The organism is Modestobacter roseus, assembly GCF_007994135.1.
GTDB classification, from domain to species: Bacteria; Actinomycetota; Actinomycetes; order Mycobacteriales; family Geodermatophilaceae; genus Modestobacter; species Modestobacter roseus.
The window spans coordinates 3035322-3054295 of sequence record NZ_VLKF01000001.1; the positions used below are offsets into that span (position 1 = coordinate 3035322).

15 protein-coding genes are annotated in these 18974 nt (G+C 69.9%); 3 read left to right on the forward strand and 12 right to left on the reverse strand.

Features of this window, described 5'->3' with window-relative positions:
- Positions 1–4: 4 nt before the first annotated feature.
- The 10 genes from rpsS to rpsL form a co-directional block, all read right to left on the reverse strand.
- Complete coding sequence (rpsS, locus tag JD78_RS14405; RefSeq protein ID WP_153359827.1) at positions 5–286, reverse strand: 30S ribosomal protein S19; 282 nt, start codon at positions 284–286, stop codon at positions 5–7.
- A gap of 23 nt (positions 287–309) precedes the next feature.
- On the reverse strand, positions 310–1143 hold the full coding sequence (gene rplB / locus JD78_RS14410; RefSeq protein WP_036334274.1) for a 50S ribosomal protein L2: 834 nt from the start codon (positions 1141–1143) through the stop codon (positions 310–312).
- A gap of 44 nt (positions 1144–1187) precedes the next feature.
- Positions 1188–1490 carry a 50S ribosomal protein L23 gene (rplW, locus tag JD78_RS14415; RefSeq protein ID WP_153359824.1) on the reverse strand — a complete coding sequence of 101 codons (303 nt, stop codon included), beginning with the start codon at positions 1488–1490 and terminating at the stop codon, positions 1188–1190.
- A complete protein-coding gene (gene rplD, locus JD78_RS14420; RefSeq protein WP_153359822.1) occupies positions 1487–2452 on the reverse strand; it encodes a 50S ribosomal protein L4 in 966 nt (321 codons plus the stop codon). Before rplD ends, rplW begins: the two co-directional genes overlap by 4 nt.
- Complete coding sequence (gene rplC, locus JD78_RS14425; RefSeq protein WP_153359819.1) at positions 2449–3114, reverse strand: 50S ribosomal protein L3; 666 nt, start codon at positions 3112–3114, stop codon at positions 2449–2451. The genes rplD and rplC overlap by 4 nt, the downstream gene beginning before the upstream one ends.
- A gap of 14 nt (positions 3115–3128) precedes the next feature.
- Positions 3129–3434, reverse strand: a complete 306-nt coding sequence (gene rpsJ / locus JD78_RS14430) for a 30S ribosomal protein S10 (protein ID WP_014742859.1) — start codon at positions 3432–3434, stop codon at positions 3129–3131.
- Between the two features lie 120 nt (positions 3435–3554).
- On the reverse strand, positions 3555–4748 hold the full coding sequence (tuf, locus tag JD78_RS14435) for an elongation factor Tu (protein ID WP_153359817.1): 1194 nt from the start codon (positions 4746–4748) through the stop codon (positions 3555–3557).
- A gap of 102 nt (positions 4749–4850) precedes the next feature.
- Positions 4851–6950: an elongation factor G gene (gene fusA, locus JD78_RS14440; RefSeq protein WP_153359815.1), complete on the reverse strand. Its 2100-nt coding sequence runs from the start codon at positions 6948–6950 to the stop codon at positions 4851–4853.
- An 87-nt stretch (positions 6951–7037) separates the two neighbouring features.
- Positions 7038–7508 (reverse strand): 30S ribosomal protein S7, encoded by a 471-nt coding sequence (gene rpsG, locus JD78_RS14445; protein ID WP_153359813.1) that lies wholly within the window; start codon positions 7506–7508, stop codon positions 7038–7040.
- Between the two features lies 1 nt (position 7509).
- Entirely contained in the window at positions 7510–7884 is a 375-nt protein-coding gene (gene rpsL / locus JD78_RS14450) for a 30S ribosomal protein S12 (RefSeq protein WP_153359811.1), read from the reverse strand.
- A 721-nt stretch (positions 7885–8605) separates the two neighbouring features.
- Between rpsL and JD78_RS14455 the strand changes: the two genes are divergently transcribed.
- From JD78_RS14455 to JD78_RS14465, 3 genes are all read left to right on the forward strand, one after another.
- Positions 8606–9628, forward strand: coding sequence for a chymotrypsin family serine protease (locus JD78_RS14455; protein WP_153359809.1), 1023 nt, complete (start codon positions 8606–8608; stop codon positions 9626–9628).
- A 67-nt stretch (positions 9629–9695) separates the two neighbouring features.
- Positions 9696–9911 carry a hypothetical protein gene (locus tag JD78_RS14460; RefSeq protein ID WP_153359807.1) on the forward strand — a complete coding sequence of 72 codons (216 nt, stop codon included), beginning with the start codon at positions 9696–9698 and terminating at the stop codon, positions 9909–9911.
- Positions 9912–9993: 82 nt separating this feature from the next.
- On the forward strand, positions 9994–11031 hold the full coding sequence (locus JD78_RS14465) for an LLM class F420-dependent oxidoreductase (protein WP_153359805.1): 1038 nt from the start codon (positions 9994–9996) through the stop codon (positions 11029–11031).
- Between the two features lie 381 nt (positions 11032–11412).
- Here JD78_RS14465 and JD78_RS14470 read toward each other — a convergent pair whose 3' ends face one another.
- Entirely contained in the window at positions 11413–15312 is a 3900-nt protein-coding gene (locus JD78_RS14470; protein WP_153359803.1) for a DNA-directed RNA polymerase subunit beta', read from the reverse strand.
- Between the two features lie 95 nt (positions 15313–15407).
- Positions 15408–18917: a DNA-directed RNA polymerase subunit beta gene (rpoB, locus tag JD78_RS14475; RefSeq protein ID WP_228395121.1), complete on the reverse strand. Its 3510-nt coding sequence runs from the start codon at positions 18915–18917 to the stop codon at positions 15408–15410.
- Positions 18918–18974 lie beyond the last annotated feature (57 nt).

Genomic DNA, 18974 nt, shown 5'->3' on the forward strand with positions numbered 1-18974 from the left:
GCGCTCAGCCGCGCCGCGACCGGCGGTCGTCCTTGACGTGCCCACGGAAGGTGCGCGTGGGCGCGAACTCGCCGAGCTTGTGCCCGACCATCGCCTCGGTGACGAACACCGGGACGTGCTTGCGGCCGTCGTGCACGGCGATCGTGTGCCCGAGCATGTCGGGGATGATCGTCGAGCGCCGCGACCAGGTGCGGATGACGTTCTTGGTGCCCTTGTCGTTCTGAGCGTCCACCTTGGCGAGCAGGTGGTCGTCGACGAACGGGCCCTTCTTCAGGCTGCGTGGCATGTCTGTCGGACTCCTCTACCCGCTCAGCGCTTCTTGTTGGTGCGCCGGCGGCGCACGATCAGGGCGTCACTGGCCTTCCGCTTGCGCGTCCGGCCCTCCGGCTTGCCCTTCGGGTTGACCGGGTGCCGGCCACCGGAGGTCTTGCCCTCACCACCACCGTGCGGGTGGTCGACCGGGTTCATGGCGACACCGCGGACGGTCGGGCGCTTGCCCTTCCACCGCATCCGGCCGGCCTTGCCCCAGTTGATGTTGGACTGCTCGGCGTTGCCGACCTCGCCGATGGTGGCGCGGCAGCGGACGTCGACGTTGCGGATCTCACCGGACGGCATGCGCAGCTGGGCGAAGCGGCCCTCACGGGCGACCAGCTGCACGCTCGTGCCGGCCGAGCGGGCGATCTTGGCCCCGCCACCGGGCCGCAGCTCGATGGCGTGGATGACGGTGCCGACCGGGATGTTGCGCAGCGGCAGGTTGTTGCCGGGCTTGATGTCGGCGGCCGGGCCGCACTCCACCGTGTCGCCCTGCTTCAGCTTGGCCGGGGCGATGATGTAGCGCTTCTCCCCGTCGGCGAAGTGCAGCAGCGCGATGCGCGACGTGCGGTTCGGGTCGTACTCGATGTGCGCGACCTTCGCCGGCACGCCGTCCTTGTCCGCCCGGCGGAAGTCGATCAGCCGGTAGGCGCGCTTGTGCCCGCCGCCCTGGTGCCGCGCGGTGACGCGGCCGTGGACGTTGCGCCCGCCACGACCGTGCAGCGGCCGGACCAGCGACTTCTCGGGGTGGTCGCGGGTGACCTCGGCGAAGTCGGCGACGGACGAGCCGCGGCGGCCCGGCGTCGTCGGCTTGTACTTACGGATGGCCATGGTTCCTCAGAGTCCTCTGGTCCAGTCAGGTGGTCCGAGCGCCGTCAGGCGCCCGGGCCCCCGAAGAGCTCGATGCGGTCGCCGGGTGCCACGGAGACGATGGCGCGCTTGGTGTCCTTGCGCTTCCCCATCACAGCGCCGCGCGAGCGCTTCCTCTTCCCCTGACGGTTGATCGTGTTGACGGACAGGACCTTCACGTTGAAGACCTGCTGCACCGCGATCTTGATCTGGGTCTTGTTGGCGTCCGGGCGGACGATGAACGTGTACTTGTTCTCGTCGAGGAGCCCGTAGCTCTTCTCGGAGATGACCGGGGACAGCAGGACGTCCCGGGGGTCGCGGACGCTCATGCCTTCTCCTCGGTGCTCGCGTCGGTGGTGCCGTCCTCGGTGGGCGCCGTGGCGTCCGCACCGGCGTTGGCGACCTCGGCCTGCTCGGCCGGGGCTGCAGCCGCCTCGGCCGCGGTGGCCGGTGCGGCGTCGGCCTTGGCCGCCGCCTTCTTGGCCGGGGCCTTCTTCGCCGCCGCCTTCTTCACCGGTGCCGCCTCCGCCGGGGTCTCCCCCAGGTCGAGGTCGGTCGTACCGGTGCCCGCGATCGAGGGGATCGCACCGGGGACGTCCGGCGTGGTCAGGTCGGGCAGCTCGACGGAGCGTCCGCCCCGGGCCGGGCCGGACACGTACTCGGCCAGCGCGGTCTCGGTGAAGACCACCTCGTCGGAGACGAGCACGTCGTAGGTGTTCAGCTGACCGGCCTCGATCAGGTGCACCCGCGGCACGTTGCGCAGGCTGATCCAGTTGAGGACGTCGTCACGGTCGAGCACGACGAGGACCCGCTTGGCGGTGGTCACCGCGTCCAGGACCTTCAGCGCGGCCTTGGTCGACGGGGCGTCGCCCTCGACGAACGCCGAGACCACGTGCACGCGGTCCTCGCGGGCCCGGTCGGAGAGGGCCCCGCGCAGGGCGGCGGCCTTCATCTTCTTGGGCGTCTTCTGCTCGTAGTTGCGCGGCTGCGGGCCGTGGGCGATGCCACCGCCGGCGAACTGCGGGGACCGAAGCGAGCCCTGGCGAGCCCGGCCGGTGCCCTTCTGCCGGTACGGCTTGGCGCCGGTGCCGCTGACCTGCGCACGGGTCTTGGTGGCGTGCGTGCCCTGGCGGGCCGCAGCCAGTTGGGCCACGACGACCTGGTGCAGCAGCGAGACGTTGGCCGGGGCGTCGAACAGCGCTCCCGGCAGCGTCACGCTGCCGGCGGTGTCGCCGGCCGGGGTGCGGACGTCGACCTGCCGGTCGGCGCGCTCACTGGTCGATGAGGTCACTTCGCGTCACTCCCCACGGGGCCGCCCTTGACCGCGGAGCGGACCAGCAGCAGCCCGCCGCGCGGGCCCGGAACGGCACCCTTGATCAGCACCAGGCCCTTCTCGGTGTCCACGGCGTGGACCTTCAGCGAGAGGGTGGTGGTGGTGACCGCGCCCATGCGCCCGGCCATCTTGAGTCCCTTGAACACCCGGCCGGGGGTCGAGGCCCCGCCGATCGAGCCGGGGGCGCGGTGCTTGCGGTGGGTGCCGTGGCCGGCGCCCAGACCCTTGAAGCCGTGACGCTTCATGACACCGGCCGTGCCCTTGCCCTTGCTGGTGCCGATGACGTCGACCTTGGCGACGCCGGAGAGGACCTCAGCGGTCAGCTCCTGGCCCACGGTGTAGTCGCTGGCGTCCTCGGTGCGCAGCTCGACCACGTGCCGCCGGGGGGTGACGCCCGCCTTGGCGAAGTGCCCACCCTCGGGCTTGTTCACCTTGCGGGGGTCGATCGCGCCGAACCCGAGCTGGACGGCCGAGTAGCCGTCCTTCTCCGGGGTGCGGACCTGCGTGACCACGCACGGGCCCGCCTTGACGACGGTCACCGGCACGATGCGGTTGTTCTCGTCGAAGACCTGGGTCATCCCCAGCTTCTCGCCGAGGAGACCACGGAATGTGCTCGCCATGTCTGGAACAGCCCTTACTGGATGTTGACGTCGACCGAGGCCGGCAGGTCGATGCGCATGAGCGCGTCGACCGTCTTCGGCGTCGGGTCGAGGATGTCGATGAGCCGCTTGTGCGTGCGCATCTCGAAGTGCTCGCGCGAGTCCTTGTACTTGTGCGGCGAGCGGATGACGCAGTACACGTTCTTCTCCGTCGGCAGCGGCACCGGGCCGACGACGCGCGCTCCGGTCTTCGTCACCGTGTCCACGATGCGCCGCGCCGAGGCATCGATGGCCTCGTGGTCGTAGGCCTTCAGCCGGATGCGGATCTTCTGTCCCGCCATCGCCTGTCTTCGCTCCTGCCGATCGGTTGTGAAAGTCCAAGGGGTCCACGGACCCGCAAGTGGGTCTGCTGACCCGTGCGACGGGCGGCGGCCGAGGACCGGCCGCCGCCCGTCTGGGTGTTACTTGATGATCTTCGTGACCCGGCCGGCACCCACGGTGCGGCCACCCTCACGGATGGCGAACCGAAGGCCCTCCTCCATGGCGATGGGCTGGATCAGCTCGACGGTCATCTCGGTGTTGTCACCGGGCATGACCATCTCGGTGCCCGAGGGCAGCGTGACGACGCCGGTCACGTCCGTGGTGCGGAAGTAGAACTGGGGCCGGTAGTTGTTGAAGAACGGCGTGTGACGGCCGCCCTCGTCCTTCGAGAGGATGTAGACCGAGCCCTCGAAGTTCGTGTGCGGGGTGATGGAACCCGGCTTCACGATGACCTGGCCGCGCTCGACGTCCTCGCGCTTGATGCCGCGCAGCAGCAGACCGACGTTGTCACCGGCCTGGCCCTGGTCGAGCAGCTTGCGGAACATCTCGACGCCGGTGACCGTGGTCTTGGTCGAACCGGGACGGATGCCGACGACCTCGATCTCCTCGGAGACCTTGACGATGCCGCGCTCCACACGACCGGTCACGACGGTGCCGCGGCCGGTGATGGTGAAGACGTCCTCGACGGGCATGAGGAACGGCTTGTCGATGTCGCGCTCGGGCTCCGGGATCGCCGTGTCGACGGCGTTCATGAGCTCCATGAGCTTGTCGCCCCACTCGGCGTCGCCCTCGAGGGCCTTGAGCGCCGAGACGCGGACCACGGGGACGTCGTCGCCCGGGAACTCGTACTCGGAGAGCAGCTCACGGACCTCCAGCTCGACGAGCTCGAGGATCTCCTCGTCGTCGACCATGTCGGCCTTGTTGAGCGCCACGACGATGTAGGGGACGCCCACCTGGCGGGCCAGGAGCACGTGCTCCTTGGTCTGCGGCATGGGGCCGTCGGTCGCCGCGACCACCAGGATGGCGCCGTCCATCTGCGCCGCACCGGTGATCATGTTCTTGATGTAGTCGGCGTGCCCGGGGCAGTCGACGTGCGCGTAGTGCCGGTTCTCGGTCTGGTACTCGACGTGCGCGATCGAGATCGTGATCCCGCGGGCCTTCTCCTCGGGCGCCTTGTCGATCTGGTCGAAGGCGGACGCCTCGTTGAGGTCCGGGTACTTGTCGTGCAGCACCTTGGTGATCGCCGCGGTCAGCGTCGTCTTGCCGTGGTCGATGTGCCCGATGGTGCCGATGTTGACGTGCGGCTTGTTCCGCTCGAACTTGGCCTTGGCCACTGGGTTCCTCTCTCCGTGTCTTCGCAGTCGTGCGCGTGCGTGGGGGTGGGCAGTGCTCGGGGCCGGCGGGGCGGGGACTGGGAGCCCCCGCCCACCGGCCGGTTACTCGCCGGTCGCCTTGGCGATGATCTCCTTGGCGACGTTGGCCGGGACCTCGGCGTACGAGTCGAACACCATGGTGTAACTCGCCCGTCCCTGGGTGCGGCTGCGCAGGTCGCCCACGTAGCCGAACATCTCCGACAGCGGGACCAGGGCCCGGACGACGCGGGCGCCGGAGCGCTCCTCCATCGCCTGGATGGTGCCGCGGCGGGAGTTCAGGTCACCGATGACGTCACCCATGTAGTCCTCGGGGGTGACGACCTCGACGGCCATCATCGGCTCGAGCAGGGCCGGGCTGGCCTTGCGTGCGGCCTCCTTGAAGACCATCGAGCCGGCGATCTTGAACGCCATCTCCGAGGAGTCGACCTCGTGGTACTGCCCGTCGATCAGCGTCGCCTTCACGCCGACCATCGGGTACCCGGCCAGGATGCCGTACTGCATGGCGTCCTGCATACCGGCGTCGACCGAGGGGATGTACTCCCGCGGGATGCGCCCACCGGTGACGGCGTTCACGAACTCGTAGGTCGGACCGTCGGCCGCGACCTCGAGGGGCTCGACCGTCACCTGGACCTTGGCGAACTGGCCGGACCCACCGGTCTGCTTCTTGTGGGTGTAGTCGACCTTCTCGATCTTCTTGCGGATGGTCTCGCGGTAGGCCACCTGCGGCTTGCCGACGTTCGCCTCGACGCGGAACTCGCGCCGCATGCGGTCGACCAGGATCTCCAGGTGGAGCTCGCCCATGCCCGAGATGACCGTCTGACCGGTCTCCTCGTCCAGCTTCACCTGGAAGGTCGGGTCCTCCTCGGCGAGCTTCTGGATCGCGGTGCCCAGCTTCTCCTGGTCGCCCTTGGTCTTCGGCTCGATGGCCACCGAGATGACCGGGGCCGGGAAGGTCATCGACTCGAGGATCACCGGGTGCTGCGGGTCGCAGAGGGTGTCACCGGTGGTCGTCTGCTTCATGCCGTTGACGGCCACGATCTCGCCGGCGCCCACGCCCTGGCGCTCTTCGCGCTTGTTGGCGTGCATCTGGTAGATCTTGCCGACCCGCTCCTTGCGGTCCTTGGTGCTGTTCAGCACCGGGGAGCCCGCGTCGAGCTTGCCGGAGTAGACCCGGACGTAGGTCAGCTTGCCCAGGTGCTGGTCGGTCTGGATCTTGAACGCCAGCGCCGAGAACGGCTCGTTCTCGTCGGCGTGCCGCAGGACCTCGGTCTCGCCGTCGAGCGCGGTACCCCGGATGGACTCGACGTCCAGCGGGCTCGGCAGGTAGTCGACGACGGCGTCGAGCAGGGGCTGCACGCCCTTGTTCTTGAAGGCGGTACCGGTGATCACCGGGTTCACCTGACCGGCGATCGTCGCCTTGCGGATGGCGGCCTTGAGGCGCTCGGGGGCGATCTCCTCGCCGCCGAGGTAGTCCTCCATCAGCGCGTCGTCGAAGTCCGCGATGTTCTCGAGGAGCTTCTCGCGGTACTCGGCGGCCTGGTCGGCGAGCTCGGCGGGGATCTCCTCGATGGAGTAGTCCTCACCCATCTTGGTCTCACCGCGCCAGGTGAGCGCACGCATGTAGACGAGGTCGACGACGCCGATGAAGTCGGCCTCTGCCCCGATCGGCAGCTGCAGCACCAGCGGGTTGGCCGCCAGGCGCTCGACCATCATGTCGACGCAGCGGAAGAAGTCCGCGCCGGTGCGGTCGAGCTTGTTGACGAAGCACATGCGCGGGACGCCGTACTTCTCGGCCTGGCGCCAGACCTGCTCGGTCTGCGGCTCCACGCCGGCCACGCCGTCGTAGACCGCCACGGCACCGTCGAGCACCCGCAGCGACCGCTCCACCTCGACGGTGAAGTCGACGTGCCCGGGGGTGTCGATGATGTTGATGTCGTGGTCGTTCCAGGAGCACTTCGTCGCGGCGGACGTGATGGTGATGCCGCGCTCCTGCTCCTGCTCCATCCAGTCCATCGTGGCCGCGCCGTCGTGGACTTCACCGATCTTGTAGTTGATACCGGTGTAGAAGAGGATCCGCTCGGTCGTCGTCGTCTTGCCGGCGTCGATGTGCGCCATGATCCCGATGTTGCGGGTCTTGGCGAGCTGGGCCTCGTTCTGGGCCATTCCCTTACTCCTCTTCCTTCTCGTCCGTGCGCGGTGTCCGGGGGTCGCCCGGGTGGACCGCGGGCAGCGGCTGCTGGTGGACCGACGTCACCAGCGGTAGTGCGCGAAGGCCTTGTTCGACTCGGCCATCTTGTGCGTGTCCTCGCGGCGCTTGACCGCGGCGCCGAGACCGTTGCTCGCGTCGAGCAGCTCGTTCATCAGGCGCTCGGTCATCGTCTTCTCCCGACGGGCCCGGCTGTACTGGATCAGCCAGCGCAGGCCGAGGGTGGTGCTGCGGGAGGCGCGGACCTCGATCGGCACCTGGTAGGTCGCACCACCGACGCGGCGGCTGCGGACCTCGAGGGCCGGCTTGACGTTGTCCAGCGCACGCTTGAGCGTGACCACCGGGTCGGTGTCGTTCTTTGCGCGGCAGCCCTCGAGGGCGCCGTAGACGATCGCCTCGGCGACCGAGCGCTTGCCGTCCACGAGCACCTTGTTCACCAGCTGGGTGACCAGCGGCGACTGGTAGACCGGGTCGGCGACGAGCGGACGGCGGGGAGCGGGACCCTTGCGGGGCATGTCAGCTCTTCTCCTTCTTCGCGCCGTACCGGCTGCGAGCCTGCTTGCGGTTACGGACACCCTGGGTGTCCAGCGAGCCGCGGATGATCTTGTACCGGACGCCGGGCAGGTCCTTCACCCGGCCGCCGCGCACGAGCACCATGGAGTGCTCCTGCAGGTTGTGGCCGACGCCCGGGATGTAGGCGGTCACCTCGATGCCACTGGTGAGGCGGACGCGAGCGACCTTGCGCAGCGCCGAGTTCGGCTTCTTCGGCGTCGTCGTGTAGACGCGCGTGCACACGCCGCGGCGCTGAGGGGAGCCCTTCAACGCCGGGGTCTTGGTCTTCTCGACCTTGTCCTCGCGGCCCTTGCGGACCAGCTGCTGGATCGTGGGCATGGGTGGCCTGGATCTCCTGCCTGCGCTGGGTGGTGCTTCGAGTTCTGCTGACGGTGGTGCGGTGATCGTGCGTGCCCGGTTGCCCGGCCCGATCCCGGTCGCGCGTCACCATCCGGCCCCCGCGTTCGGGCGTGTCGCCCTTCGCGAGAACCGGCCAGGTGATCGGACCGGACTCGTCGCCCCTCGCGACTCGGCACCGGCCTGCCCACCTGCTGGTGGGCCGGACCCCCGGCACCCCACCGGCGTGACCGGCAGGCGCTGAGTGCACCGCGAACGGGAGCAGGCCCAGAGGAACCTGGGCACGGCTGACCACGATACCCGGGCATGTGGACCCGGTCAAAGCCGGGTCCCGATGCCTGTGCGGGCACCGGACCAGCCGGTCGTCCGGGGAACCGCAGGGCCGCGTCGACCATTCCTGATCCACTGCGGCCCGGGTCGCTCCCGGACGGACGGCGGGCACCGGGTGCCCAGTCGCCACGACACCACCGGGGCGCTGGCGAACACGCACCCCGGGGTCCGGCGGCGACCGGCCGGGACCGTACCGCTGGCCAATGTAGCGCCGGCGACGGCAGGGTGTCCCCTCCCCCGCGCACGTGTCGTCCACCGCCCGCCCCCGCAGCAGCCCTCACCTCGTGGGACGGCGATCGCTCGGCGCGCTTCTGTCGGAGGCCGCCCTTACGGTCGGTCTCGACCCGGTGACGTCCTGCTCTGTGAGGTGCTCGTGCTGCCCGACTCCGCCCGCGAACTGAAGCACCGGCTCTCCCGGCGGCTGGCCGAAGGACCGCCCGGGGTGGTCGCCCGGAGCAACGGCGCCACTGCGACGTGGAGCGGCGTCGCCCTCGGCCTGACGCCGATCGGTCCAGAGCAGGTCCACCTGGCGGTCCGGGTCATCGGGCCGGCGGACGCCGCGGTGGTCCTGGCGGGCCTCGGCGAGGCGGCCCTCGCCGAGGTCGACGTCCGGGCGATCGGGGTGGTGCGCGCACTGGGCTCTCCCACACCCGGCTCTCCCACACCCGGCTCTCCCACCCCCGGCTCTCCCACCCTCGAGGAGCTGCGGCGGCGGACCCGGCCACTGCGCCCGGGTCTGTCGATCGGGCACGAGCGGGTGACCGCGGGGACGCTCGGTGGGTTCGTCCGCCGTCCCGGCGTCGACGGCCTGCTCGCGCTGTCCAACAACCACGTGCTGGCGGCCAGCGACGCGGGCGCCGTCGGCGACCCGGTGCTGCAGCCCGGGGTGGCCGACGGTGGTGTCGGCACCGACCGCGTCGGCGTGCTCGCCGGCGCGGTCCGCTTCGAGGACCGTCCCGGCAACCAGGTGGACGCCGCCGTCGCGCTGCTCGACCCGGGGGTGGTGGCCGACCCCACCGGCTACCCCGGGGGTGCCCTGCTGCCCACGGTGGCCGCGCCGGACACGGTCGACCCCGAGGAGCTCGTGGAGAAGGTCGGCCGGACGACCGGGCACACCCGGGGCCGGGTGACCGCGGTCGAGGTCGACGGCGTGGGGGTGCAGTACGACCGTGGCGTCTTCACCTTCGACGACCAGATCGAGGTCGAGGGGCTCACCGGCGCCTTCAGCGCCGGTGGCGACAGCGGTTCGCTGATCTGGCGCAGCGCCGACCGCGCGCCGCTGGGGCTGCTGTTCGCCGGTTCGGAGCTCGGCGGGAGTGCGGGCGGCGGGGTCACCTTCGCGAACCCGCTGGCCACGGTGCTCCGGCGGTTGGGCGTCGAGTGGGCGGCCGGGTGACCCCACCGGAGGGGTGACGCGGCCGCGCACCTGCCGCTGGGCGGCCGTAGGGGGCACCATGGGGTGCATGTCCGACCGCACCGCCGCCAGCGCCGCCAAGCGCCTCCTGGCGTCCCGGCTCGCCGCCCGGCCGGGCATCGCCGCCGTCGGGCTCGCCCGGCAGGACGCCGGCTACGTGGTGCGGGTCGACCTCACCGACGCCGGAGCCGGAGCCGGCGTGCCGCAGGACGTCGACGGCGTCCGGGTCGTGACACACGTGATCGGCGCGGTCCGCCCGCTCTGACCCACCACCTCGCCGACCGGCCCGGCCGATAGCGTCGCAGGTGCGGCGCCGACGAGGGCGCCGCGGACACCGAGGAGGGCGCGTGCGCATCGGCATCCAGGCGAGCTACGCCGGGGACTTCAGGCAGACGGCCGCAGAGATCCGCGACCTCGAGTCGGCCGGGCTCGATGTCGCGATGGTCGCGGAGGTGTACACCTTCGACGCGGTCAGCCAGCTGGGCTACCTGGCGGCGGTGACCGAGCGCGTCGAGTTGATGAGCGGCATCCTGCCGATCTACAGCCGGACGCCCGCCCTCATCGCGATGACCGCGGCCGGCCTGGACTTCGTCTCCGGCGGGCGCTTCACGCTCGGGCTGGGCGCCTCGGGACCGCAGGTCATCGAGGGCTGGCACGGGCTGCCCTACGACGCCCCGCTGCAGCGGACACGGGAGATCGTGGAGATCTGCCGCCAGGTCTGGCGCCGGGAACGGCTCGTGCACGAGGGCCCGAAGTACAGCGTGCCGCTGCCGGCCGAGCAGGGCACCGGCCTGGGCAAGCCGCTCAAGCTGATCAACACCCCGGTGCGCGACCGGGTGCCGGTGCTGCTCGCCGCCCTCGGCCCGAAGAACGTCCAGCTGGCCGCCGAGATCGCCGAGAAGTGGGAACCGATCTTCTTCCACCCCGAGCGTGCGGCCGACGTCTGGGGCGCCTCGCTCGCCGCCGGGCGGGCCGAGCGCGACCCCGCCCTGGGCGACCTCGACGTCGTCGTCGGCGTCCCCGTGGCCATCGGCGAGGACGTCGAACACCTGCTGGACGCCGTCCGGCCCGGCATCGCCCTGTACGTCGGGGGCATGGGCGCGAAGGGGAAGAACTTCTACAACGACCTGGCCCGCCGGTACGGCTACGAGGCGGAGGCCGAGGCGATCCAGGACCTGTACCTCGCCGGCCGCAAGGACGAGGCCGCGGCCGCCGTCCCGGAGGACCTGGTCCGCGCCACGTCGCTCATCGGGCCGGAGTCCTACGTGGCCGAGCGCATCGCCGCCTTCGCCGAGGCCGGCGTCACGACGCTGAACCTCCAGCCGCTCGACGACAGCCGCGAGGGCCGGCTCCACACCGTCGAGACCATGCGCCGGCTCTGTTGACCACGATCCTCCGGATCGCACCGCGACGCTGAGGCGATCCTCCGGATCGCACCGCGGTATTGAGGCGATCCTCCGGATCGCACCGCGGTATTGATGCGATCCTCCGGATCGCACCGCGGTATTGATGCGATCCTCCGGATCGCACCGCGGTATTGATGCGATCCTCCGGATCGCACCGCGGCCAGGTACCGTGCCCGACCTGCGCTGAGCCGTTGCCCGCCTCTGCTCCCGGGAGCCTCCGGCCCCCGTCGTCGAGCCGAAGCCTCTTCGCCGCGGAATCCGTACTCGTGCCCCAGTGAGCTCGGGTTTGCGTCACGTGACGCGCACGCAAAGAGGCCCCGCACACCAGTGGTGTGCGGGGCCTCTGTGTCACTCAGCGCATCAGCGCCAGTCGTACTCCTCCAGGCGGACCGCCTCGCCCGTGCCCGAGCCGAAGACGTCGGGGCTGTAGTACTGCCCGTCGTCGTAGCCGGCCATCGTGTACACGGCGGCGCGGGCCTCCTCGGTGGGCTCGACCGTGATGTTCCGGTAGCGGCTGATCCCGGTACCGGCCGGGATCAGCTTGCCGATGATCACGTTCTCCTTGAGCCCGAGCAGGCTGTCGCTCTTGCCCTGGATCGCGGCGTCGGTGAGCACCTTGGTCGTCTCCTGGAAGGAGGCGGCCGACAGCCACGACTCCGTGGCCAGCGACGCCTTGGTGATCCCCATCAGCACCGGGCGGGCCGAGGCAGGCTCGCCGCCCTCGGCGACGACCCGGCGGTTCTCCGTCTCGAACAGCGTCCGCTCGACCAGCGCACCGGGCAGGAACTCCGTCGCACCCGAGTCGATGATGGTCACCCGCTTCAGCATCTGCCGGATGATCACCTCGATGTGCTTGTCGTGGATCGACACACCCTGGCTGCGGTAGACCTCCTGGACCTCACGCACCAGGTGCAGCTGCACCTCGCGCGGGCCCATGATCCGCAGCACCTCGTGCGGGTCGACCGCACCCTCGGTCAGCTGCTCGCCGACCTCGACGTGGCCGCCGTCCTCGACCCGCAGCCGCGACCGGCGCGACAGCTTGTCGTAGACGACCTCGTCGGAGCCGTCGTCCGGGGTGATGGTCAGCTTCCGGAACTGGTCGCCGTCCTCGATCCGGACGGTGCCGGCGAGCTCGGCGATCGGGGCCTTGCCCTTGGGGACGCGGGCCTCGAAGAGCTCCACCACACGCGGCAGACCGTGCGTGATGTCGGCACCGGCCACACCACCGGTGTGGAAGGTGCGCATCGTCAGCTGGGTGCCGGGCTCGCCGATGGACTGCGCGGCGATGATGCCGACGGCCTCGCCGACGTCCACGAGCTTGCCCGACGCCAGCGACCGGCCGTAGCAGGTGGCGCAGGTGCCCAGCAGCGACTCGCAGGTCAGGACGCAGCGGACCTTGACCTCCGAGACACCGGCGTCGACCAGCGCCTGGATGAGCACGTCACCCAGGTCGGCGTTGGCCTGCGCGATGACCGTGCCGTCCTCGGCCACCACGTCGGCGGCCAGGGCGCGGGCGTACACGCTGGTCTCCACGTGCGGGTCCCGCGTGACGACGCCGTCGTGGACGGTGCCGATCGGCATGAGGACGCCGCGCTCGGTGCCGCAGTCCTCCTCGCGGATGATGACGTCCTGCGAGACGTCGACCAGCCGGCGGGTGAGGTACCCGGAGTCGGCGGTCCGCAGCGCGGTGTCCGCCAGGCCCTTGCGGGCACCGTGCGTGGAGATGAAGTACTCCAGCACGGACAGACCCTCCCGGAAGTTGGCCTTGATCGGCCGCGGGATGATCTCGCCCTTCGGGTTGGCCACCAGGCCGCGCATGCCGGCGATCTGGCTGATCTGCATCATGTTGCCTCGGGCGCCCGAGTTGACCATGACCCAGACCGGGTTGGTGGTGGGGAAGTTGTCCACCATCGCCTGGCTGACCTCGGCCCGCGCACGGGTCCAGATCTCGATGAGCTCCGAACGACGCTCGCCGTCGGTGATGACGCCGCGCTCGTACTGGCGCTCGATCTTGCGCGCCTCGTCCTCGTGCCGGTCCAGGATCGCCTGCTTCACCGGCGGGGTGACGACGTCGTCGATCGCGATCGTCACACCGGAACGGGTCGCCCAGCGGAAGCCGGCCGCCTTGAGGGCGTCCAGCGTCGCCGCCACCTGCACCTTGGGGTAACGCTCGGCGAGGTCGTTGACGATCGCGCCCAGCGCCTTCTTCGGCACCTGGTAGTTGACGAACCGGTAGTCCTCGGGCAGGGCCTCGTTGAAGAGGACCCGGCCGAGGCTGGTGGAGACGACGGCCGGCTGGCCGGGCTCCCAGCCCTCGGGGGCCTCCCACGGCTCGTTCGGGCCGTTGTCGACGCCGAAGACCTCGTCGAGGCGGATCTGCACCCGCTCCTGCAGCCCCAGCGCACCCATGTCGAAGGCCATGACGGCCTCGGACGTGGTCGAGTAGGACTTGGGCCGCTCGCCCTCGGGCACCTCGACCGACCCGGAGAGGGAGGTCAGGTGGTAGAGGCCCAGCACCATGTCCTGGGTCGGCGCGGTGATCGGACGACCGTCGGCCGGGCTCAGGATGTTGTTGCTGGACAGCATCAGGATGCGGGCCTCGGCCTGCGCCTCGGCCGACAGCGGCAGGTGCACCGCCATCTGGTCGCCATCGAAGTCCGCGTTGAACGCGGTGCAGACCAGCGGGTGGATCTGGATGGCCTTGCCCTCGACCAGCTGGGGCTCGAAGGCCTGGATGCCCAGACGGTGCAGCGTCGGCGCACGGTTCAGCAGCACCGGGTGCTCGGTGATGACCTCCTCGAGCACGTCCCACACGACCGGCCGCGCACGCTCCACCATCCGCTTGGCGGACTTGATGTTCTGCGCGTGGTTGAGGTCGACGAGCCGCTTCATGACGAAGGGCTTGAACAGCTCCAGCGCCATCTGCTTGGGCAGACCGCACTGGTGCAGCTTCAGCTGCGGGCCGACGACGATGACCGAACGGCCGGAGTAGTCGACACGCTTGCCCAGCAGGTTCTGGCGGAACCGGCCCTGCTTGCCCTTGAGCAGGTCGCTCAGGGACTTCAGCGGGCGGTTGCCCGGGCCGGTGACCGGACGGCCGCGACGACCGTTGTCGAACAGCGCGTCCACGGACTCCTGGAGCATCCGCTTCTCGTTGTTGACGATGATCTCCGGCGCGCCCAGGTCGAGCAGTCGCTTGAGCCGGTTGTTCCGGTTGATCACCCGGCGGTACAGGTCGTTCATGTCGCTGGTGGCGAAGCGGCCACCGTCGAGCTGCACCATCGGGCGCAGGTCCGGCGGGATGACCGGGACGCAGTCCAGCACCATGCCCATGGGCGAGTTCTGGGTCTGCTGGAACGCCGCGACGACCTTCAGCCGCTTGAGCGCGCGCAGCTTGCGCTGGCCCTTGCCGCTGCGGATGGTCTCGCGCAGCGAAACGGCCTCGGCGTCCAGGTCGAAGCCCGCGAGGAGCTTCTGCAGCGCCGCGGCGCCCATGCCGCCCTCGAAGTACTCCCCGAAGCGGTCGCGCAGCTCGCGGTAGAGGCCCTCGTCGGCGATGAGCTGCTTGACCTCGAGCTTGCGGAAGGTGTCCATCACCTCGTCGAGGCGGTCGATCTCCCGCTGGGCCCGGTCGCGCAGCTGACGCATCTCGCGCTCGCCGCCCTCGCGCACCTTGCGGCGCACGTCGGACTTGGCACCCTCGGCCTCGAGCTCGGCGAGGTCGGCCTCCAGCTTCTGCTGGCGGGCCTCCACGTCGGCGTCGCGCCGGGTCTCGAGGTTGTGCTTCTCCGCGCTGATCTCGGCCTCGATGGTCGGGAGGTCGCGGTGGCGCGTCTCCTCGTCGACCGAGGTGATCATGTAGGCGGCGAAGTAGATGATCTTCTCGAGGTCCTTGGGCGCCAGGTCGAGCAGGTAGCCCAGGCGCGAGGGGACGCCCTTGAAGAACCAGATGTGGGTGACCGGCGCGGCCAGCTCGATGTGGCCCATCCGCTCACGGCGCACCTTGGCGCGAGTGACCTCGACGCCGCAGCGCTCGCAGATGATGCCCTTGAAGCGGACGCGCTTGTACTTCCCGCAGTAGCACTCCCAGTCCCGGGTGGGACCGAAGATCTTCTCGCAGAAGAGACCGTCCTTCTCCGGGCGGAGGGTGCGGTAGTTGATGGTCTCGGGCTTCTTCACCTCGCCGTGCGACCACTGACGGATGTCGTCGCCGCTGGCCAGGCCGATGCGCAGTTCGTCGAAGAAGTTGACGTCGAGCACTGAGTGACCCCTTTCAGGGGCTAGTTACTGCACTTTCTTGTCTTGTCCGGGGAGGGCGCCGGCCGGCCCCGCTACCAGGGCCGGCCGGCCGCCGATCACACGTCCTCGACGCTGGAGGGCTCGCGGCGGGACAGGTCGATGCCCAGCTCCTCCGCGGCCCGGAACACCTCGTCGTCGGTGTCGCGCAGCTCGATCGCCTGGCCGTCGCCGGAGAGGACCTCCACGTTCAGGCAGAGCGACTGGAGCTCCTTGAGCAGCACCTTGAACGACTCGGGGATGCCCGGCTCCGGGATGTTCTCGCCCTTGACGATGGCCTCGTAGACCTTGACGCGGCCGAGGATGTCGTCGGACTTGATGGTGAGCAGCTCCTGCAGCGCGTAGGCCGCGCCGTAGGCCTGCATCGCCCAGCACTCCATCTCGCCGAACCGCTGGCCACCGAACTGCGCCTTACCACCCAGCGGCTGCTGCGTGATCATCGAGTACGGGCCGGTCGAACGGGCGTGGATCTTGTCGTCGACCAGGTGCAGCAGCTTCAGGATGTAGACGTAGCCGACCGAGATGGGCTCGGGGAACGGCTCGCCGGAGCGGCCGTCGAACAGCCGCGCCTTGCCGGTCTCCTTGACCATGCGGTTGCCGTCGCGGTTCGGGATCGTCGAGCCCAGCAGGCCGATGATCTCGTCCTCCTTGGCGCCGTCGAACACGGGCGTCGCGGTCCGGGTGCCCGGGGCGGCCTGGCGCGCGGCGCCGGGGAGCCGAGCCGCCCACTCCGGGGTGCCCTCGACCTCCCAGCCGGTCTTGGCGATCCACCCGAGGTGGGTCTCCAGCACCTGGCCGACGTTCATCCGGCCGGGCACGCCCAGCGGGTTGAGCACGATGTCGACCGGGGTGCCGTCCTCGAGGAACGGCATGTCCTCCTGCGGGAGGATCTTGGAGATGACGCCCTTGTTCCCGTGGCGCCCGGCCAGCTTGTCGCCGTCGCTGATCTTGCGCATCTGGGCCACGTAGACCCGGATGAGCTCGTTCACGCCGGCGGGGAGCTCGTCGCCGTCCTCGCGGGAGAAGACCCGGACGCCGATGACCTTGCCCGACTCGCCGTGCTTCACCTTGAGGCTGGTGTCGCGCACCTCGCGGGCCTTCTCACCGAAGATCGCCCGCAGCAGCCGCTCCTCGGGGGTCAGCTCGGTCTCGCCCTTGGGCGTGACCTTGCCGACGAGGATGTCGCCGGGGACGACCTCGGCACCGATGCGGATGATGCCGCGCTCGTCGAGGTCGGCGAGGACCTCCTCGGAGACGTTCGGGATGTCCCGGGTGATCTCCTCGGCACCGAGCTTGGTGTCGCGGGCGTCGACCTCGAACTCCTCGATGTGGATCGAGGACAGGACGTCGTCCTGCACGAGGCGCTGCGACAGGATGATCGCGTCCTCGTAGTTGTGGCCCTCCCACGGCATGAAGGCGACGAGCAGGTTCTTGCCCAGCGCCATCTCGCCCTCGTCGGTGCAGGGACCGTCGGCGACGACCTGACCGGCCTCGACCCGCTGGCCCTCCTCGACCACCGGGCTCTGGTTGATCGAGGTGCCCTGGTTGGAGCGCTGGAACTTCAGCAGCCGGTAGGTCTGCCGGGTGCCGTCGTCGGCCATGACGGTGACGTAGTCGGCGGTGGAGTCCTCGACCACACCGGCCTTCTCGGCCACCACGACGTCGCCGGCGTCGACCGCCGCACGCAGCTCCATGCCCGTGCCGACCAGCGGCGCCTCGCTGCGCAGCAGCGGGACGGCCTGACGCTGCATGTTCGCGCCCATGAGGGCACGGTTCGCGTCGTCGTGCTCGAGGAACGGGATCATCGCCGTCGCGACCGAGGTCATCTGGCGCGGCGAGACGTCCATGTAGTCGACGTTCTCGGGAGCGAGGTAGTCGACCTCACCGCCCTTGGTGCGGACCAGGACCCGCTCCTCGGCCAGGCGGCCGGTGGCGTCCAGCGGGGAGTTGGCCTGGGCGACGACGAAGCGGTCCTCCTCGTCGGCGGTCAGGTAGTCGATCTGGTCGGTGACCTGACCGTTCTCCACCTTGCGGTACGGCGTCTCGATGAAGCCGAAGGGGTTGACCCGGCCGAAGGAGGACAGCGAGCCGATCAGGCCGATGTTCGGGCCCTCAGGGGTCTCGATCGGGCACATCCGGCCGTAGTGGCTGGGGTGCACGTCGCGCACCTCCATGCCGGCGCGCTCACGCGACAGACCACCCGGGCCCAGCGCCGACAGGCGGCGCTTGTGGGTCAGGCCCGCGAGCGGGTTGGTCTGGTCCATGAACTGCGACAGCTGGCTGGTGCCGAAGAACTCCTTGATGGAGGCGACGACCGGCCGGATGTTGATCAGGGTCTGCGGCGTGATCGCCTCGACGTCCTGGGTCGTCATCCGCTCGCGGACGACGCGCTCCATGCGGGAGAGGCCGACCCGGATCTGGTTCTGGATCAGCTCGCCCACGGTGCGCAGCCGGCGGTTGCCGAAGTGGTCGATGTCGTCGACGCCGTGGTCGGGCTCGCCCGCGTGCAGGCGAACCACGTACTCGATGGTGGCGACGATGTCGTCCTCGGTCAGCGTCGTCGTCGCGGTGGGGGCCTCGACGCCGAGCTTCTTGTTGACCTTGTACCGGCCGACCTTGGCCAGGTCGTAGCGCTTGGGGTTGAAGAACAGGTTCTCCAGCAGCGCCTGCGCGGACTCACGCGTCGGCGGCTCGCCCGGGCGCAGCTTGCGGTAGATGTCCAGCAGCGCCTCGTCCTGCCCGGCGATGTGGTCCTTCTCCAGGGTGGCCAGCATCGTGGGCGACCACTGGAAGTGCTCGCGGATGCGGTCCTCGGTCCAGCCCAGCGCCTTGAGGAGCACGCTGACCGGCTGGCGGCGCTTGCGGTCGATGCGGACGCCGACGGTGTCGCGCTTGTCGACGTCGAACTCCAGCCACGCACCGCGGCTGGGGATGACCTTGGCGCTGAAGACGTCCTTGTCCGAGGTCTTGTCCAGCGTCTTGTCGAAGTAGACGCCAGGGCTGCGGACGAGCTGGGAGACGACGACGCGCTCGGTCCCGTTGATGACGAACGTGCCCTTGTTCGTCATGACCGGGAAGTCGCCCATGAACACCGTCTGGCTCTTGATCTCGCCCGTGGTGTTGTTCATGAACTCGGCGGTGACGAACAGCGGCGCCGCGTAGGTCATGTCCTTGTCCTTGCACTCCTCGAGGGACGCCTTGACGTCCTCGAAGCGCGGGTTGGAGAAGGACAGCGACATCGACCCGCTGAAGTCCTCGATCGGCGAGATCTCCTCGAGGATCTCGGCCAGACCACCGACGGCGTCGGCCTGCTCCTCGGGGGCGAGGGTGGCGCGCCAGACGGGGCTGCCGACCAGCCACTCGAACGAGGCCGTCTGCAGGCCGAGCAGGTCCGGGACCTCGAGCGGCTCGTGGATCTTGGCGAACGAGACGCGGAGCGGCGCGCCGGGGATCTTCTGGTGGTCGGTGCCACCCGTGCGGGGCCCGGCCTGCGGCTCGACCGCGGCCGGGGTGCTGCTGGGGGACTCGGTGGTGCCGGGGGTGATGCTGGTGGGGCGAGAGCCTGCCAAGATGCGTCCTTTCGAGGACCTCACGACGTGCGGGCGGTGGGTGCAGTTCGTCCTGGG

Bases quoted from the DNA above. Each gene is read 5' to 3' on its own strand.
- rpsG (WP_153359813.1), bottom strand. From the start codon at position 7,508: ATGCCCCGCAAGGGTCCCGCTCCCCGCCGTCCGCTCGTCGCCGACCCG.
- rpsL (WP_153359811.1), bottom strand. From the start codon at position 7,884: ATGCCCACGATCCAGCAGCTGGTCCGCAAGGGCCGCGAGGACAAGGTC.
- fusA (WP_153359815.1), bottom strand. From the start codon at position 6,950: ATGGCCCAGAACGAGGCCCAGCTCGCCAAGACCCGCAACATCGGGATC.
- rplW (WP_153359824.1), bottom strand. From the start codon at position 1,490: ATGAGCGTCCGCGACCCCCGGGACGTCCTGCTGTCCCCGGTCATCTCC.
- JD78_RS14460 (WP_153359807.1), top strand. From the start codon at position 9,696: ATGTCCGACCGCACCGCCGCCAGCGCCGCCAAGCGCCTCCTGGCGTCC.
- rpsS (WP_153359827.1), bottom strand. From the start codon at position 286: ATGCCACGCAGCCTGAAGAAGGGCCCGTTCGTCGACGACCACCTGCTC.
- rplC (WP_153359819.1), bottom strand. From the start codon at position 3,114: ATGGCGAGCACATTCCGTGGTCTCCTCGGCGAGAAGCTGGGGATGACC.
- rplB (WP_036334274.1), bottom strand. From the start codon at position 1,143: ATGGCCATCCGTAAGTACAAGCCGACGACGCCGGGCCGCCGCGGCTCG.
- rpsJ (WP_014742859.1), bottom strand. From the start codon at position 3,434: ATGGCGGGACAGAAGATCCGCATCCGGCTGAAGGCCTACGACCACGAG.